Source organism: Paraburkholderia kirstenboschensis (assembly GCF_032806925.1).
Classification (GTDB): Bacteria; Pseudomonadota; Gammaproteobacteria; order Burkholderiales; family Burkholderiaceae; genus Paraburkholderia; species Paraburkholderia kirstenboschensis.
Window position 1 is genome coordinate 49,150 of record NZ_CP136513.1, and the last position, 14,207, is coordinate 63,356.

At 58.5% G+C, this 14,207-nt stretch carries 16 protein-coding genes and 1 tRNA gene; 5 read left to right on the plus strand and 12 right to left on the minus strand.

Annotated features, from left to right (window positions below):
• Positions 1-630: 630 nt before the first annotated feature.
• The 6 genes from RW095_RS22840 to RW095_RS22865 all read right to left on the minus strand — a co-directional run bounded on the left by RW095_RS22840 (position 631) and on the right by RW095_RS22865 (position 5,464).
• The gene (locus RW095_RS22840) at positions 631-876 is read right to left on the minus strand and encodes a hypothetical protein (RefSeq protein ID WP_317021275.1); all 246 of its coding nucleotides are present in this window, start codon (positions 874-876) and stop codon (positions 631-633) included.
• 204 nt (positions 877-1,080) lie between these two features.
• Positions 1,081-1,272, minus strand: a complete 192-nt coding sequence (locus RW095_RS22845; protein ID WP_317021276.1) for a hypothetical protein — start codon at positions 1,270-1,272, stop codon at positions 1,081-1,083.
• Between the two features lie 322 nt (positions 1,273-1,594).
• Positions 1,595-2,230 carry a riboflavin synthase gene (locus RW095_RS22850; RefSeq protein ID WP_317021277.1) on the minus strand — a complete coding sequence of 212 codons (636 nt, stop codon included), beginning with the start codon at positions 2,228-2,230 and terminating at the stop codon, positions 1,595-1,597.
• 15 nt (positions 2,231-2,245) lie between these two features.
• A complete protein-coding gene (gene ribD, locus RW095_RS22855) occupies positions 2,246-3,403 on the minus strand; it encodes a bifunctional diaminohydroxyphosphoribosylaminopyrimidine deaminase/5-amino-6-(5-phosphoribosylamino)uracil reductase RibD (protein ID WP_317021278.1) in 1,158 nt (385 codons plus the stop codon).
• Between the two features lie 59 nt (positions 3,404-3,462).
• Positions 3,463-4,746 carry a glutamate-1-semialdehyde 2,1-aminomutase gene (gene hemL / locus RW095_RS22860; RefSeq protein ID WP_317021279.1) on the minus strand — a complete coding sequence of 428 codons (1,284 nt, stop codon included), beginning with the start codon at positions 4,744-4,746 and terminating at the stop codon, positions 3,463-3,465.
• 139 nt (positions 4,747-4,885) lie between these two features.
• Positions 4,886-5,464: a hypothetical protein gene (locus tag RW095_RS22865; protein WP_317021280.1), complete on the minus strand. Its 579-nt coding sequence runs from the start codon at positions 5,462-5,464 to the stop codon at positions 4,886-4,888.
• 264 nt (positions 5,465-5,728) lie between these two features.
• Here RW095_RS22865 and RW095_RS22870 point away from each other — a divergent pair, with 264 nt between their 5' ends.
• Both RW095_RS22870 and RW095_RS22875 read left to right on the plus strand, forming a co-directional pair.
• Entirely contained in the window at positions 5,729-6,949 is a 1,221-nt protein-coding gene (locus RW095_RS22870) for a Bcr/CflA family multidrug efflux MFS transporter (protein WP_317021281.1), read from the plus strand.
• Positions 6,950-7,266: 317 nt separating this feature from the next.
• The gene (locus RW095_RS22875) at positions 7,267-7,497 is read left to right on the plus strand and encodes a hypothetical protein (protein ID WP_020069058.1); all 231 of its coding nucleotides are present in this window, start codon (positions 7,267-7,269) and stop codon (positions 7,495-7,497) included.
• 487 nt (positions 7,498-7,984) lie between these two features.
• On the opposite strand, the gene RW095_RS22880 is transcribed toward RW095_RS22875, so the two are convergent.
• The 4 genes from RW095_RS22880 to RW095_RS22895 form a co-directional block, all read right to left on the minus strand.
• On the minus strand, positions 7,985-8,596 hold the full coding sequence (locus RW095_RS22880; RefSeq protein ID WP_317021282.1) for a T6SS effector amidase Tae4 family protein: 612 nt from the start codon (positions 8,594-8,596) through the stop codon (positions 7,985-7,987).
• Positions 8,597-9,160, minus strand: coding sequence for a PAAR domain-containing protein (locus tag RW095_RS22885; protein ID WP_317021283.1), 564 nt, complete (start codon positions 9,158-9,160; stop codon positions 8,597-8,599).
• Between the two features lie 8 nt (positions 9,161-9,168).
• Positions 9,169-9,465 carry a PAAR domain-containing protein gene (locus RW095_RS22890; RefSeq protein WP_317021284.1) on the minus strand — a complete coding sequence of 99 codons (297 nt, stop codon included), beginning with the start codon at positions 9,463-9,465 and terminating at the stop codon, positions 9,169-9,171.
• 352 nt (positions 9,466-9,817) lie between these two features.
• Positions 9,818-9,973, minus strand: coding sequence for a hypothetical protein (locus RW095_RS22895; RefSeq protein WP_317021285.1), 156 nt, complete (start codon positions 9,971-9,973; stop codon positions 9,818-9,820).
• A 534-nt stretch (positions 9,974-10,507) separates the two neighbouring features.
• Here RW095_RS22895 and RW095_RS22900 point away from each other — a divergent pair.
• Positions 10,508-11,305, plus strand: a complete 798-nt coding sequence (locus RW095_RS22900; RefSeq protein WP_317021286.1) for an SIR2 family protein — start codon at positions 10,508-10,510, stop codon at positions 11,303-11,305.
• Positions 11,302-11,862, plus strand: a complete 561-nt coding sequence (locus RW095_RS22905) for a P-loop NTPase (protein WP_317021287.1) — start codon at positions 11,302-11,304, stop codon at positions 11,860-11,862. The genes RW095_RS22900 and RW095_RS22905 overlap by 4 nt, the downstream gene beginning before the upstream one ends.
• A gap of 60 nt (positions 11,863-11,922) precedes the next feature.
• Here RW095_RS22905 and RW095_RS22910 read toward each other — a convergent pair whose 3' ends face one another.
• Complete coding sequence (locus RW095_RS22910) at positions 11,923-13,239, minus strand: IS5 family transposase (RefSeq protein ID WP_317016336.1); 1,317 nt, start codon at positions 13,237-13,239, stop codon at positions 11,923-11,925.
• A gap of 147 nt (positions 13,240-13,386) precedes the next feature.
• Between RW095_RS22910 and RW095_RS22915 the strand changes: the two genes are divergently transcribed.
• Positions 13,387-13,593, plus strand: coding sequence for a hypothetical protein (locus RW095_RS22915; protein WP_317021288.1), 207 nt, complete (start codon positions 13,387-13,389; stop codon positions 13,591-13,593).
• Between the two features lie 496 nt (positions 13,594-14,089).
• On the opposite strand, the gene RW095_RS22920 is transcribed toward RW095_RS22915, so the two are convergent.
• A tRNA-Ser gene (locus RW095_RS22920) sits at positions 14,090-14,179 on the minus strand.
• Between the last annotated feature and the right edge of the window lie 28 nt (positions 14,180-14,207).

Here is a 14,207-nt window from a genome sequence, read left to right on the forward strand (position 1 = left end):
TCAGTCACTTGTCGGAAAAATGGCGTTGCTAACAGGGGAAGATCGATTTCTCCGAAGTTCTTGAACTGAACTATTTTTAGACAAACGAGTTTTTGCCAGTTCGATGGTATCGAGTTTCGAAATATCCAAGTGCGCAGTTCAGATTCAATGTAGCCTGGGGCGAGGTTTTAGCAGTTGTTCTGCGCGAATATTGACCTCTCAGATCGGCGTATAAGCCGCTCGCACATGCCGCCCAAGGGTAAGAGGACCCCTGAAAACCTCATGAAATAGAACGACCAGCGACTTTTTCAACAGTATCGGCCGACTACCGTCTGACGCGATCGGTCGTATCAGACCCTTTGCGGCCACTCAGATGTCTACATAGCAGCCGTTCGAGCTGGCTTGTCACCGGCAATGGATAATCTCCATCCATGCACTCATGGCAAGCGACCATGAAAAACGCGACGGGCGAAACCCGGAACGGCTGCACTGGGAACCATGCTGGCATGCTCGCGACAGATTGGGAATCCCGGTCTGCTCACTTTCCTTTGTCGGGCCTTGGGCTGCTTGCTTATCCCGGGCACTCCGCGACTCAGGGCGTCAACAACAAAAAAGCCCGCACTAGGCGGGCTTTTGGGGAATTGAAGATCATCAGGCAGCGGCGCTGACCGCGATTGCGGGAATCAGTGCCTTGAGCAGCGGTGTCTTTTGCTTGCGAACTTTTTGCATATTTTGCTCCGTGTTGAGATTCAGCTTGATGTTGGCGTTGGCATTCAACGCTGCGTAGTCTTTGCTCTGAATCTGGCGGGGCGAATAGCTCTGAACGTGTTGCTTTCCGACGTTTTGGTTGCTGCTCTGGGCGTGTGTCACCACCCAGTCACTATGGAACTGCCTCATGATCCTCGAAGGTATAAACAACAACCTATAGGGGAACTTTTGAAGTATGAGCGCACTTGACGCCCTTTGTCAAGTGCGCTCATGACCAAATTACTACAGGAATTGTCGGCGAATTACGCGCGAGTGCCGAATGTCCCGAAGTGGCCGGCTTGAGTCAGACGTGCATTTCGCATTCACCAGCATTCCGCTGGAGGCGCGTGGCGTTCAGAGAACCCGAAGGTTTCGGATTTTTCCGATGGTCGGCGACCGGCTCAGGATAAGTTCTGCGATGTACTCGGGCAGGAGCGCGCGGGGAATGTTGCCAGGAATCCCTCCTACGAGCTGCGATGGAACCTGAACGATGAACACGTCGGGATCGTTTTTCAGGCTGTGCTCGTAACTGACTCGGTAATCCATATGGGTATGGTGCGGCCTGTGGCCTGGCGGGTAGCTGATGTGGTGCTTGACCTGCAGTTTTGAATGGGGAGCGGCATACGTAGAAAACCGGCAAAAAGTCGCGACTTTTCTCAGCTCTGCTTCCCCTCCGGGATCGCCGCCAATCCTAATGCTGGCGCGGCAGACAGCCGGTTTGGGTGTCTCGGGGAGGCGTTTTTGCAGAGGCGTGACGGTATACTTGGCGCGGAAAACGACGGTATACCGTCAAGTATACCGTCACGAAGCCGTAGATTTAGCTGGTTTTAGCGAGACGACCGTAGACGCTGATTTTCAAAAAATATAATTACTTCAACGACTTATAGCCGTCCTGAGACGCGCTGAGCATCCGCTCCACATATCGCGCAATCAGATCGATTTCCAGATTCACCGGCGTGCCTTCGCGCAGATGCTTGAGCGCGGTCACTTCCACCGTGTGCGGAATCAGATTGATCGAGAACTCGCAACCGTCGTCGCGATCTTTAACCGAGTTGACGGTCAGACTCACACCGTTGACAGTGATAGAGCCCTTGTACGCCAGATAGCGGCCAATCTCGCGCGGCGCCAGCACGCGTAGTTCGTGCGATTCGCCGACCGGCGCGAAATGGGTGACCGTGCCCAGGCCGTCCACGTGACCTGACACGATATGGCCGCCCAGCCGGTCGTGCGCGCGCAGTGCCTTTTCCAGGTTGACTTCGCCCACTTCGCCAAGGCCCGCTGTGCAATTCAGGCTTTCACGCGACACGTCCACTTCGAACGAATAGTCGGTCTTCGCGACCACGGTCATGCAGGCGCCCTGAATGGTGATGCTGTCGCCGAGTTGCACGTCGGCGAGATCGAGGCCGCCGGCTTGCACGTTCAGGCGCACGCCCGCGTCGCCGTTCGTGCCGAGAGCCTTGACTGACTCGATGCGGCCCACTGCCGCGACGATTCCTGTGAACATCGTACTAATCCTCGATCAAAACGAAACGGGTTGGGACGTGGCGTCGGTTCCAGCTGCGGTTAGGCCCGCTGGCACAAGGCGCGCGAGAATCCGCAAATCTTCGCCGATCCGCTCGACGTTATGGAATGCGAGCTTGACGCGTCCTTCAAGTGTTTCGGGCGCGCTCAGGTTGAACATGCTCATCGAGTCGATGCCGAGCAGGCTCGGCGCGAGATAGACGAGCAGTTCGTCCACGCAACCTTCGCGCAGCAGCGAGCCGTTCAGCTTGTAGCCGGCCTCCACATGCAGTTCGTTCACCTGGCGCTCGCCCAGCACTTTCAGCATCGCCGGAAGATCCACCTTGCCGGCCGCGTTGGCCAGCTGGACGATCTCGGCGCCGCGCTCGCGCAGCGCTTGCGCACGGTCGCTATGCCGTTGATCGAGATTGCCGCAGAAAATCAGCGTGGGTGCCCCGGCCAGAATCTGCGCCTGTGGCGAGACTTCCAACTGACTGTCGATCAACACGCGTTGCCGCTGGCGCGGCGTGTCGACAGAGCGCACCGTCATGCGCGGATCGTCTTCCCTGACGGTGCCGATGCCGGTCAGAACCGCCGACGCGCGGGCGCGCCACGCATGGCCGTCGGCGCGGGCGGCCTCGCCGGTGATCCACTGGCTGATGCCGGAAGGCAAGCCGGTGCGGCCATCGAGCGAGGCTGCAACTTTCATGCGCACCCACGGCCGGCCACGTGTCATGCGTGACACGAAACCGATGTTCAGTTCATGCGCCTCGTTGGCGAGCAGCCCGCAGCGTACTTCGATGCCGGCGTCGCGCAGCACCGCGAGACCGCGTCCGGACACCTGCGGATTGGGGTCTTCCATCGCGGCCACCACGCGCGCGACTTGCGCTTCGATCAGCGCGTTCGCGCACGGCGGCGTGCGGCCGAAGTGGCTGCACGGTTCGAGCGTCACATAAGCGGTGGCGCCGCGCAGATCGTGACCGCGCGAACGCGCGTCTTTCATCGCGCGGATTTCAGCATGGTCCTGGCCGGCCGGCTGCGTGAAGCCTTCGCCGATCACTTCGCCGTTTTTGACGAGCACGCAACCCACGCGCGGATTCGGGTCGGTCGTGTACATGCCGCGCTTGGCCAATGCAAGCGCGCGTTCCATATGGACGAAATCGGTTTGCGAGAACATCGGTGTCTGGATAGGGTCCGGTGGCAGGGTGACGGCGGTTTCGCTGGACGCTCAGGCGCTCAGGCGCTCAGCGACGCGAAGGCGCCACGCGCGGCATCGACAGTCGCGTCGACGATCGCGTCGTCGTGGGCAATCGAAACAAAGCCCGCTTCATACGCTGACGGCGCGAAGTAGACGCCCGCGTCGAGCATCTTGTGGAAGAACGCGTTAAAGCGCGGCACGTCGCTCCTGGTCACTTCGGCGAAGCTCGTAGGAGTCGACTCGGTAAAGTACAGGCCGAACATGCCGCCGAGCGAGTCGGCCGCGAACGGTACATCGGCTTCGCGAGCGACCTGGGCGAGACCTTTCACAAGACGTGCAGTGCGCGCGGCGAGTGTTTCGTAAAAGCCCGGCGCCTGGATTAATTGCAGCGTCTTCAGGCCTGCGGCGACCGCGATCGGATTGCCGGACAACGTGCCCGCCTGGTAGACGCCGCCGAGCGGCGCGAGGTGAGCCATGATGTCGCGCCGTCCGCCGAAGGCAGCCGCCGGCATGCCGCCGCCGATCACTTTGCCAAGACACGTCAGATCCGGCGAGATGCCGTAGACCTCTTGCGCGCCGCCAAGCGCCACGCGGAAACCGCACATTACTTCGTCGAAGATCAGCACGGAGCCGTATTCGGTGCACAGGCGTCGCAACGCCTGCAGAAACTCGGGCGTGGCGCGCACCAGATTCATGTTGCCCGCCACCGGCTCGACGATCACCGAGGCGATTTCGTTGCCGAAGGCCTTGAACGCCTCCTCGAGCGCGGCGACGTTGTTGTATTCCAGAACCGTGGTGTGCTTTGCGATGTCGACCGGCACGCCCGCCGATGTCGGATTGCCGAACGTCAGCAGGCCCGAGCCGGCCTTGACGAGCAGGCTGTCGGCATGGCCGTGGTAGCAGCCCTCGAACTTGACGATGTGGCTGCGGTTCGTGAAGCCGCGCGCGAGACGCAGCGCGCTCATGGTCGCTTCGGTGCCGCTCGACACCATGCGCACCTGTTCGATCGACGGCACGAGCTTGCAGATTTCCTCGGCGATTTCGATTTCCGACTCGGTGGGCGCGCCGAACGAGAAGCCGTTGGCCAGCACGCGCTGCACCGCTTCCAGAACTTCCGGGTGCACATGCCCGAGAATCATGGGCCCCCAGGAGCCGATGTAGTCGATATAGCGCTGGCCGTCGGCGTCCCAGAAATAAGGACCCTGTGCGCGTTCGATGAAACGCGGCGTGCCGCCGACCGAGCGGAATGCGCGGACCGGCGAATTAACGCCGCCAGGAATGGTGCGTTGCGCGCGGTCGAAGAGGGTTTGATTGTTGGACATGACGATGCCTGGAATTGGGTTGCGCAGCGGCGCGGCTTGCCTGCGGGCAGTTCGCGCGACGCCGGGATGGGTGAGAGAAATTGTACCGGAGTCGGTGTGAACAGGTTTTGCGGAGGGACGTGGCCTTTCAGGCGCATTCTCAGCGCCGGGGCGCGCGCTTCCTTGCGGGCCTGCTGATGGAGGACTCCACAGGCGCGGTGCCGGTGGGCGATTGTGCCGCGTGTGCAGCCGTTTTGGTGGAGCGTGCCGGGTCAACCGGCGCGTCCAGTTGGGGCGGCTTGCGTTTGCCCGTGAGTTCGGTCCAGCGTTTTTCAAGCGCGCCTTCCGCGATCGGTTTGATCACCGTGCCCGAGCTCTGCGCGTCCCAGGTCTGCACCGAAAATGGATGCACGCGCAACATGTCGCGAGGAATCACCACGTGTTCATGCGCATCGACGAGCCAGTCGTACACGAAGTCGATGCACAGGCGGTAACCGCGCTTCGTCGCCGGGTCCGGGACCTCATACGGCGCGCGCGTCACGTAGCCCGAGCCGAAGATGCCCTTCGGCTCCGTGGCGACACGATGCAAAAACACGCGGTCGCCGGGCAGAATGCCGCGCGCGAATCCGCAACCCCACACGTCGGCTACGGCGACGCCCGCCGCAACGCGTTTGGCCACGTCGGGCAGCTCGGGCCACGGCCATTTCTTGGGGCTCCAGATCAGCAGGAAGGCAGTCATCGCAACGTTGCACAGAAGGTATGAGGGAGGCGCGCCACTGGCTTCTTCGCGCGACGCCGAATGGCCTGAACGGTTCACGCGGCAGCTTAACCGATCAGCGGCGCGCTTGCCCTGCAAGCCTGCAACGGCCTCACGCTGCCGCTCGTGCCCGCCGCAGGAGAGGTCGATGCCTTAACCGTCGCGTACAATCGAAGCAGCCAACCGCAGTCTTTTCGTACCACCGCGCGCCGGTTTTCCGAGAACGCGCGCTTCACCTGGATTCCCATGTCTCACGTCACCGGACGCCGGCCAGATGGCCGGCTGATTCTGTTGCTCGGTGCGCTTGCCGCATGCGGGCCGATTTCCATCGACATGTATTTGCCGAGCCTGCCGACCATCGCGCAGGCGTTTGCGATCGGAACCGGCGCCGCTCAAACCACGCTGACCAGTTTCATGTTCGGCTTCTCGATCGGCATGTTGCTCTATGGGCCGCTGTCGGATACGTATGGCCGCCGGCCTGTGCTGCTGGGCGGCATCATGATGTATGCGCTGGCGAGCATTGCGTGCACGCTGTCGTTCTCGATCGGCACGCTGGTCACGTTCCGCTTCGTGCAGGCGCTCGGCGCGGGCGCGGCATCCGTGCTCGCTCGCGCCATTGCCCGCGACGCGCACGGTCCGACCGACGCTGCGCGCGTGCTGTCGATGCTCGCCATCGTCACGTCTATCGGACCATTGCTCGCGCCGCTGATCGGCGGACAGTTGCTGCTGCTTGGCGGCTGGCGTGTCGTCTTTGTTGCGTTGACGCTGTTCGGCATCGTGTGCGCGATAACCGCGTTTCTCAAAGTGCCTGAAACCTGGCCGCGCGAAAAGCGTGCACATTCGGCGCTACTCAAATCGTTCGCTGCATACGGCCGGCTGTTACGCGATCCAGTGGCCTGGGGGCATATGCTGTGCGGCGGCATGGCATTCGCGTCGATGTTCGCGTATATCACGGCGACGCCGTTCGTCTATATCCAGTACTTTCACGTGTCGGCGCAGCATTATGGTTTTCTGTTTGCGCTGAACATAGTCGGGATCATGCTGGGCAACTTCATCAATACGCGGCTTGTTGGCCGGCTTGGGTCGTTGCCGATCATTTCGTTCGCCGCGACCGTGAGCTGTATTGCGTCGTTGTTCGTCTGTCTTGTCTCGTTGACCGGTTGGGGCGGGCTGTGGTCGATCGTAGCCGGCCTGTTCTTTGTCGTTGGCGTGGTCGGTTTGCTGGCGGCCAATTGCACGACCGATCTGATGCATCGCTATCCGATGAATGCCGGCGCGGCGGCCGCGGTGTTCGGCGCGGTGCAACTGGCGCTCGGCGCGCTGTCGAGCCTCGCGGTCGGACTGTGGCAGGATGGCTCGCCGAAAGGCATGGGCATTGTGGTGGGCGTCGCGGGATCGCTGTGCTACGTCGGCCGCATTCTGGTCGTCAGATGGCACGGGACGAAGGCGCCGGTGGCTGTCGTCTAACGACGGCGCGATGGGGACTGCGCGATAAAGACGGCGCAACGAAGGCAGCACAACAATGACGGCGCAACAAAGGCGGCACAACAAAGACGGCACAACAAAGACGGCACAACAAAGACGCCGCAAAGTGAGCGCCGCAAAGCGAGCGGCGCAACAAAGACGGCGCAAAGAGCGCACTCCCGGTTCCCGCGTCCGGTGCGTATACCCATTCACGGTGCACGAAGCGCTTCTACCGGAAAACACCAGGTGTTGCGCGCACGCGACCTCGCCTTTGAATTTGCATTGCTATGATGGGATCACTGTTCCTCGGAGCGGCAATCATGGCGATAAGAGATTTGATGAACGGCGAGCGGCAACATGCGGCTTTCGCCGAAGCGCGGAAGCTGGCCGACAGCGGCGCCTATCACGATTACACGGACATCGAATACGTTTTGCGCTTTGATTACGGCTTGACCGATGTGTCTACGCTGCTCGACAGCCAGTTGATGCATCGCGATCTGAACCGGCGTTGCGCCGACGCACGCGAGAAGCTCGACGCGGTTAGTGTGTGACGCCGGGTGGAGGCGTTGTTTGTCGTCGTGCTGTCTTTATGGCGCGTACAGGCAATCGCACACCTGCTCCGCAAGTTCGTACGGCTTCAAGGTTGAAGCCAGGCGCCGGCGCGCGTGTAGTGTGCGGGGCGAGTACAAACAAAAACGGGCCTTGCGGCCCGTGGATGTGTACAGAGATCTGGCGGAGGCGTGACCGCCTTAATTAGCTCCGCAGCGATTGCACGGCATCGCTTATGCAGCTTATTCGGACCGGCAATTTACCACTGCCTGCCGGACTGCCTTGCACGGTACATCTTCGTTATTACACCGCCAACGACTGCAAGCAGAAGGCCGAAAACTAAGCCACAACGCAAGGCAAACACCAGCGCTCGCGTACCGCACTCGTCTCCGCATTCGAGGGTTTGTGACGGTAGGGCTATATAAAGCCCCGCAAGGCCGCCCCCTAGGGCGCCAATGACGAACAAGAGCGCGAAAACCAACGCCTTCTTCATTTGATTTCCCAGAATAGGATCGATTTCGAGTCAGCAAGATTGGAGTATAGGTTTTCCGGACCGACGCCTAAAACGGATAGCGGATTCCACACCTTGTTTATACCGAACGTGAACCGAAGAGTCGTTTCGGAACTCGGCGTAAGGCGATCTACGTTCCACAAGTCAATGTGATCGCCAGTCGGATCTTTGTCCTTCAAGTTGCGTCGCCAGTAACTCCCAAAGAAGATAACTCCCGTTTTCCCCTTCACCCTATCTTGCCAGCCTGTGCCTGTAATTGGTACTGGAACAGGGCAACCTGCGAAAGGGCGACGCTGAAGCCATTCCGCCACTTCCCTGGCCCGAAGCATGTGACTTGGTGGGTGACCGTGAAACCAGCACTTCTCGCCTTTGAACGACTTATTGGTGATTCCCACACTAGCGAGACATGTGCCGAAGCGAATGGCACACTCATCCTCAAAAGCTGGCTTTCCTGTGGACGGGTCCGTGCACGGATCGGAGTGGGGATATGCCAACCACAACGCGGCAAAAGTAACAGCGTTCAACTGCACTTCTTTGATGGAGTTAGGCGTTGAGTTGGTCCTGACTAGTGTCTTTCTGTTCGGCATCATTCAGTCTTCCTGTTTTGCAAGGGCTTCATCGCCCCAATACACCGTGTAGTCGCCGCAACTCTCGCCGGTGTGAATACGAGGTAGCAGTCCATCCGCATCGAGGCGTCCCGCGCGCATCTGGCCGTCTGACGTCTCGATCAGATGCGGATAACCTTCGAGCGTCATGCCCGCAGCAGCGACGCAGGCCTGTTCGTCGTATATCGCATCTACTACCGGTGACGCGATTGCGGCAGCCGCCCCGCTGCTTACGCCCGCCGTGCTTTCGTCGGTCCAGTAGAAGCAACCGGGATTGGGACTAGCCATCACGCGATTCTGTCCGCAGGGACACAGCACCAGATCGCCTTCGATGACACCGGGCTTTCCTCTGTAACATCTGCGTGTAGCCGTACCGCATATCCTGAATGCACCCTTGCAGTTGCCGCACGTTGCTTCGTCGCCGTTGAGCGCGAATGGCCTGCCGTGGTCCGTCATGTGAGTGGCAGACCCGCCGGTTACAACGCCACCTGTCGTCGTGGGGCTGCCTTGCACGACGAGCGCCTTACGCATGGGTGTCGCGTCTCGCATCGGCAGGCTCAGCGGCAGGCGGCGCGTATCCGGGATTGAACAGGCTGGGGAGTCGTTTCGCCGTTACTCAGGCGCGAACCGATCAACGCAAGCGGCTTACCCTCCCATGTGGCGGCGTAAGCCGCGCCGTCGATAATGGTGGTTTGACTGCCGTCGTCATACGCGACGATATCTCCGACGCGAGCGAATGCCTTGCCTTCATGCTCGGCGCTGGTCATTACCCGGCCCGCGTATCGGCCGCGCCCGGTACGAGCGCCAATAGTTGCAAACAGGTACGTCAATTCGTTTATCTGCTGTTCCGGCATTTAAAAGTCTCCTGTCCTGGTTAAGTTGCTCCGATGCATTGCGCGAAAACTGGCCGCTGACGCGGCAAGGCATTACCCCGCAGGGCAGGCCGACAGCCATATCGGACAGCTCTGAAAACAGGTGACGTGCTGCGGTTTGTTGACGTGATGCCGAATTCTTCCCGCTCGCACCTAAACGAAATATTTATCGAGCATTAATTCAGGTATGCGTAGCATTCTTGTGATGCTATCAACAAAAATCCGATCAGAACGGTCGGCTTCAGGTCACTACGGCATCCCGAATATGCGACTAGAGATCGTGAGCTAACCCTGCGCTCACGTCGACAAGGCCGTCCTCGAACAGGCCAAAGATCTAAGCCTGTCCCGGCAGCGACAGACCAGCAAACTCTTCGGCCATGGCCTCAAGTCGCGACAGGCTGGTCAGGGCATGTAACTGGTCGATGCGGATTGCGGCGATATCCAGCGCGGCAGTATTGTGACCGCTATCGGTACATAGAGATTTGGCCATGACGCGCCTTCATTGTTCTGTCGAAGCGCTTCAACAAAGGCAAGCACCATCGAACGGCTGGCGGCGCGTAGGGAGGTTTGGTTTTTTCTGGCAGATCACGTCGCCCAGTTTTGACGGCTTGGCGCAGAATCCTGCCCAGTTGTCATCACCGGCCAGCGCGTTTCCAGGACGTCGCCGCGTCAATAGGCCGCCTCATTGCATCGCCCTGGGCGCGCGCGAACGGCACCTCGGCCGGCTCGCGCGGATAGTTTGCGTACTCGTACTGGACGACGTAGCTGTGTAATATTGTGGACCGCACATTTGCCAGACGTTGAACCACACTGCAAGACGAAAAAAAGGAATTTCGATGCTTACTGAGTCGCAACTGGAGGAGGTCAAGGCTAGCCTTTTCGCAGGCCAATAACTTACTGCTGGGCAGCGGCATCTCCCTTGATAGCTTTGACCGTGACAAGAAGCCGATAACTGGTGTGACCGAATTGACTCAGAATTTATGCGCTCTTAAGGGCGCAAAACCCGGCACAACGCTCGCAAGAGTTGAGCAAAGCTGAAGCAAAATCGCACCTCACCGAGAGATATATCGGATGCAGGCCAGGTGAAACGGTAAAAAGGATTGCTAATTTCGTCTGGAAGAGCGCATTTACTTTCAATATTGATGACGCGCTTGAGGCTGCGTACCAATCACATCAAAGGCCACGGCAAAAGATTGAATCACTCAACTACGGCACAGCTTATCAATCCCCTGCTAATCGGTCGCAGTTGCCCATTATCCATTTGCACGGATTTGTTCGCGAGGAAGACAAGGGCTATGTATTCTCCGTTGCGGAATATGGTAGGGTGACTCGGGGTCTAAATCCATGGATGCATGTATTGTCAAAATTGCTGGCAAGTGACCCTTTCATAATTTCTGAAACAGGCCTGAATGAGTCTGATTTAGAATATTATCTGGGCGGCCGTACTGAGGTTTCGCCTCGAAAAAATCGCGGCCCTTCCATATTGGTCGAACCTTTCCCTGATGCAGTCACGGAAAGTGACTGCCATCGTCACGGACTTCTTTTAGTTAAAGCCACCTTAAGTGAATTTCTTGGGTGGCTTGGTGAGAAATTAGGATCGCCGCCGACCGTCCAAGAGCTACTCATTCCGTCGACTACGTCTATATTCAGTACTCCTCCGACGCAACTCGAACAGGTTGCCTTTTTCACCGATTTTTACCTCGTGCGCCCCGTCGCACCTGTGCCAGATAGCAACCCCACACCATTCTTTGACGGTCGCCTCCATCTTGGCATGATCTCGAATCCGCCCTGGATATTTCCACCGTGGACGAGTCAAGCTTGAGCCGTCGAGTACGCCAATTTCTCGACGATCCAAACTCCCGCCGTCGAGCGATCTGCGTACTCTCAGAGGCCGGTTCCGGAAAGACCACTTGTTTGCGGCGAGTTGCATACGACTTCGTGCAAGAGGGGCAAACCGTTCTCTTTCTGAATAGCAGAGGCGATCTTGATATCGACAATGCTGCGGTCTGTTTCACTCAGATAGCGCGGCCGTTCGTTGTAGTGATTGACGGGCTGGCAGACCATGTTTCTACGGTCCGTGCTTTGCTGACAAACCCGGGCGTTACAAGGCCGTTTATAGTTCTGTCTGCGGAACGCCAATACCGCCAAGCACACATCGACCGACTCCTCGGCGACTTGGCGCTAGAGTTTACCGGAATGAGTTCGTGGCCTCGCGCCGCGCTTACCCAGTTAATTGAAAAATACAGACAATATGGGCTGGTCGGCGCCGGTGATGCAATAAAATATCCGGAGAAATACGCCGATGAACTCCGGGGCGAAGCAGTTGCAATCGTTACATGCAGAATTCTCAATAATTTCCGCCCGTTAGACAAATTGTGAAATCGTTATGGAACGATTCTACTGAGTCGGCCCTGAACAATTCGTCTTGAGTTCCGGCGGTCACACCATCGCGTCGGTGGCCATTCTGAACAAAACAGCAAGAACGAAGGCATAAAGAAGCCGTAGCTTCCTGAGGATCATCCGCAGGTTGTGGCCAGCGCCGCACAGCACGGCGTGCAGTGCATCGCCCAGCGCACCCTTCAACCAGTTGCGCCCGAGCCTGCCATCGCTCTTCATGTGACCGATGGCAGGCTCGATCGCACTTCGCCGTTTGATCATCGCGCGTAGTCCGCATGTGATGCCGCGCCGCAGGCCGGGGTGATAGATCTTCACGCCATCAAGCGCAACGCCCTTGTAACCACGGTCCACGATGGCGACCTCTGGCGTAACGTCGCTGAGGATCGCGGCCTGCTCCAGCGCCTCAGCCAGCGTGTGGCCGTCGTATGGGTTGCCCGGCATTGAACGCATCCCCACCACGAGCCCTTCCTTGTGAGTCGTCGTGATCGACACTTTCACGCCGAATTCGTACGGTATGCGCGCCTTGCCCTTGGCCAGACACTCGACTTCCGGCGCGTGCAGCGCATACAGCTTGTTCTTGTCCTTCAGCTTCTGCGACAGAATCCGCTTCGTGCGGCCAATCAGTTCCTGCAATGCCGCGCGGCTGCAATCGGCCACCGCGTCGACTTGCCGCTCGACGTCGCGCATCACCCGACCCACACGCGAGCGCAACGTGCGCAGTGTCTTTCTCATCCGCTTGTATTGCTTCGCATGCGCGTAACGACTGATCTGGCTTGCCAGCCGTGGCGCCTCGCGATTGTAGTTCTGCCGCAGCTTCAGGCCGTGTCTCGCAGCGGCCTTCACCAGGTGTTCGCGACATCGTTCGAGCAGGCGTGAATCGGTCGGATACGCAATCGCCTTCTCCATGACCGTCGTGTCGACGATTACGCGTTTTACGCTCGAGGCCTTGATCACGCCGGCGCGCTTCGCTGCTTCAATCGTCTCTGCCAGCAACTCTTCAACGCCGGCTTCACCCAGCCGCTTGCGCCAGCGCGTCAGGCTCGATGGGTCGATTGGTGGCTGCGTCTGCAGGTAAGTCTCGCCCGTGAACACCTGCCAATACGGGTTCTCAACCCATTGCCACACAACCTCTTCGTCAGACAGGTCGAAGGCATGTTGCAGGTAGAGCAGACCCGCAATCAGGCGCGGTGATGTTGCCGGGCGGCCCTTGCCGGACACGAAGCTCTCGCTCATCGACGCGCCCAGCCGTTCCCAGTTGATCAGGTCCGTCAGGCGTACCAGCGGATGCTTCAGGTTGATCTGTTCACGCAGCGGTTGCCGGAAGAAATCTCCTTCCGTCACAGGTGTCTTGGGACCCATCCGCACCTCGTCAGAAATTGCAGGATTCCCGTACCAATATGCCAGGTCCCTGCAATTCCCACAACACCATTTCGGCCGTAAAGCCTCACCACACAAGGACTTCCGGATTGTTCAGGTTCGACTACTGAGGGCGCTCGCAGAAGTTTTTTGATTGCTGCATTAGCTGAATATTGCTATTCAGGAGGATTGTATTATCCGATTTTAGAGGCGGCTCACGCCAATGTTGAGCTAAAAGATCAAATATATTTAGATTATCCTTTGCCACTAGCATGCGCGGATGATGATGATTATATTTTACCGCTTCATGCCGTTGTAGCGGATCGAATCCTTTTGCTGGCAAGCAACGGCAATTGAATCTCACCCTTACCCTTGGACCACACTTGCGTCGATTCTCGCCCGAAAAATGGAGATGACGCCGTCGTTCCGCGATGTGATTTTTGCTGAAGCTATTGAATTGCTGGAAGATGTATTCGGGTTCGAGGAAAGGCGAAGTTAACGTCCGACGCCGCATCCGTATTCGACACTCTTGCACTGCGTCAGTGTCTTCCTTGACCAAGGTGGTCTGATCACGCCAGCCCAACGGGCCTCGATCTCGACGCGGATCGAGAAGTGCCAAGAACTGTTTTCGCGCGATTCCGCAATGCAGGCGAGCATCACCGCGCTTGCAAGAAAACTTTAGGATCGGCAACCAAAAAGCTTCTTGGTACCTAGCGAGAATTATTTTTGAACAAGACGTGGGCGCATGAACTTCATGCCCCTGCGATCTAGTTCCGACGGACGTTGCGCGGAGTTTGAGACAAGCGTGGTGTTTTGAAAAACTGCCAGCAAACCCACGTCAGGTAAGGGTCTATGGCGGAGGCGGTGAGATTCGAACTCACGGAAGGATCACTCCTTCGCCGGTTTTCAAGACCGGTGCCTTAAACCACTCGGCCACACCTCCAAGCCGCAAATTGTAACCTGAAAAAACC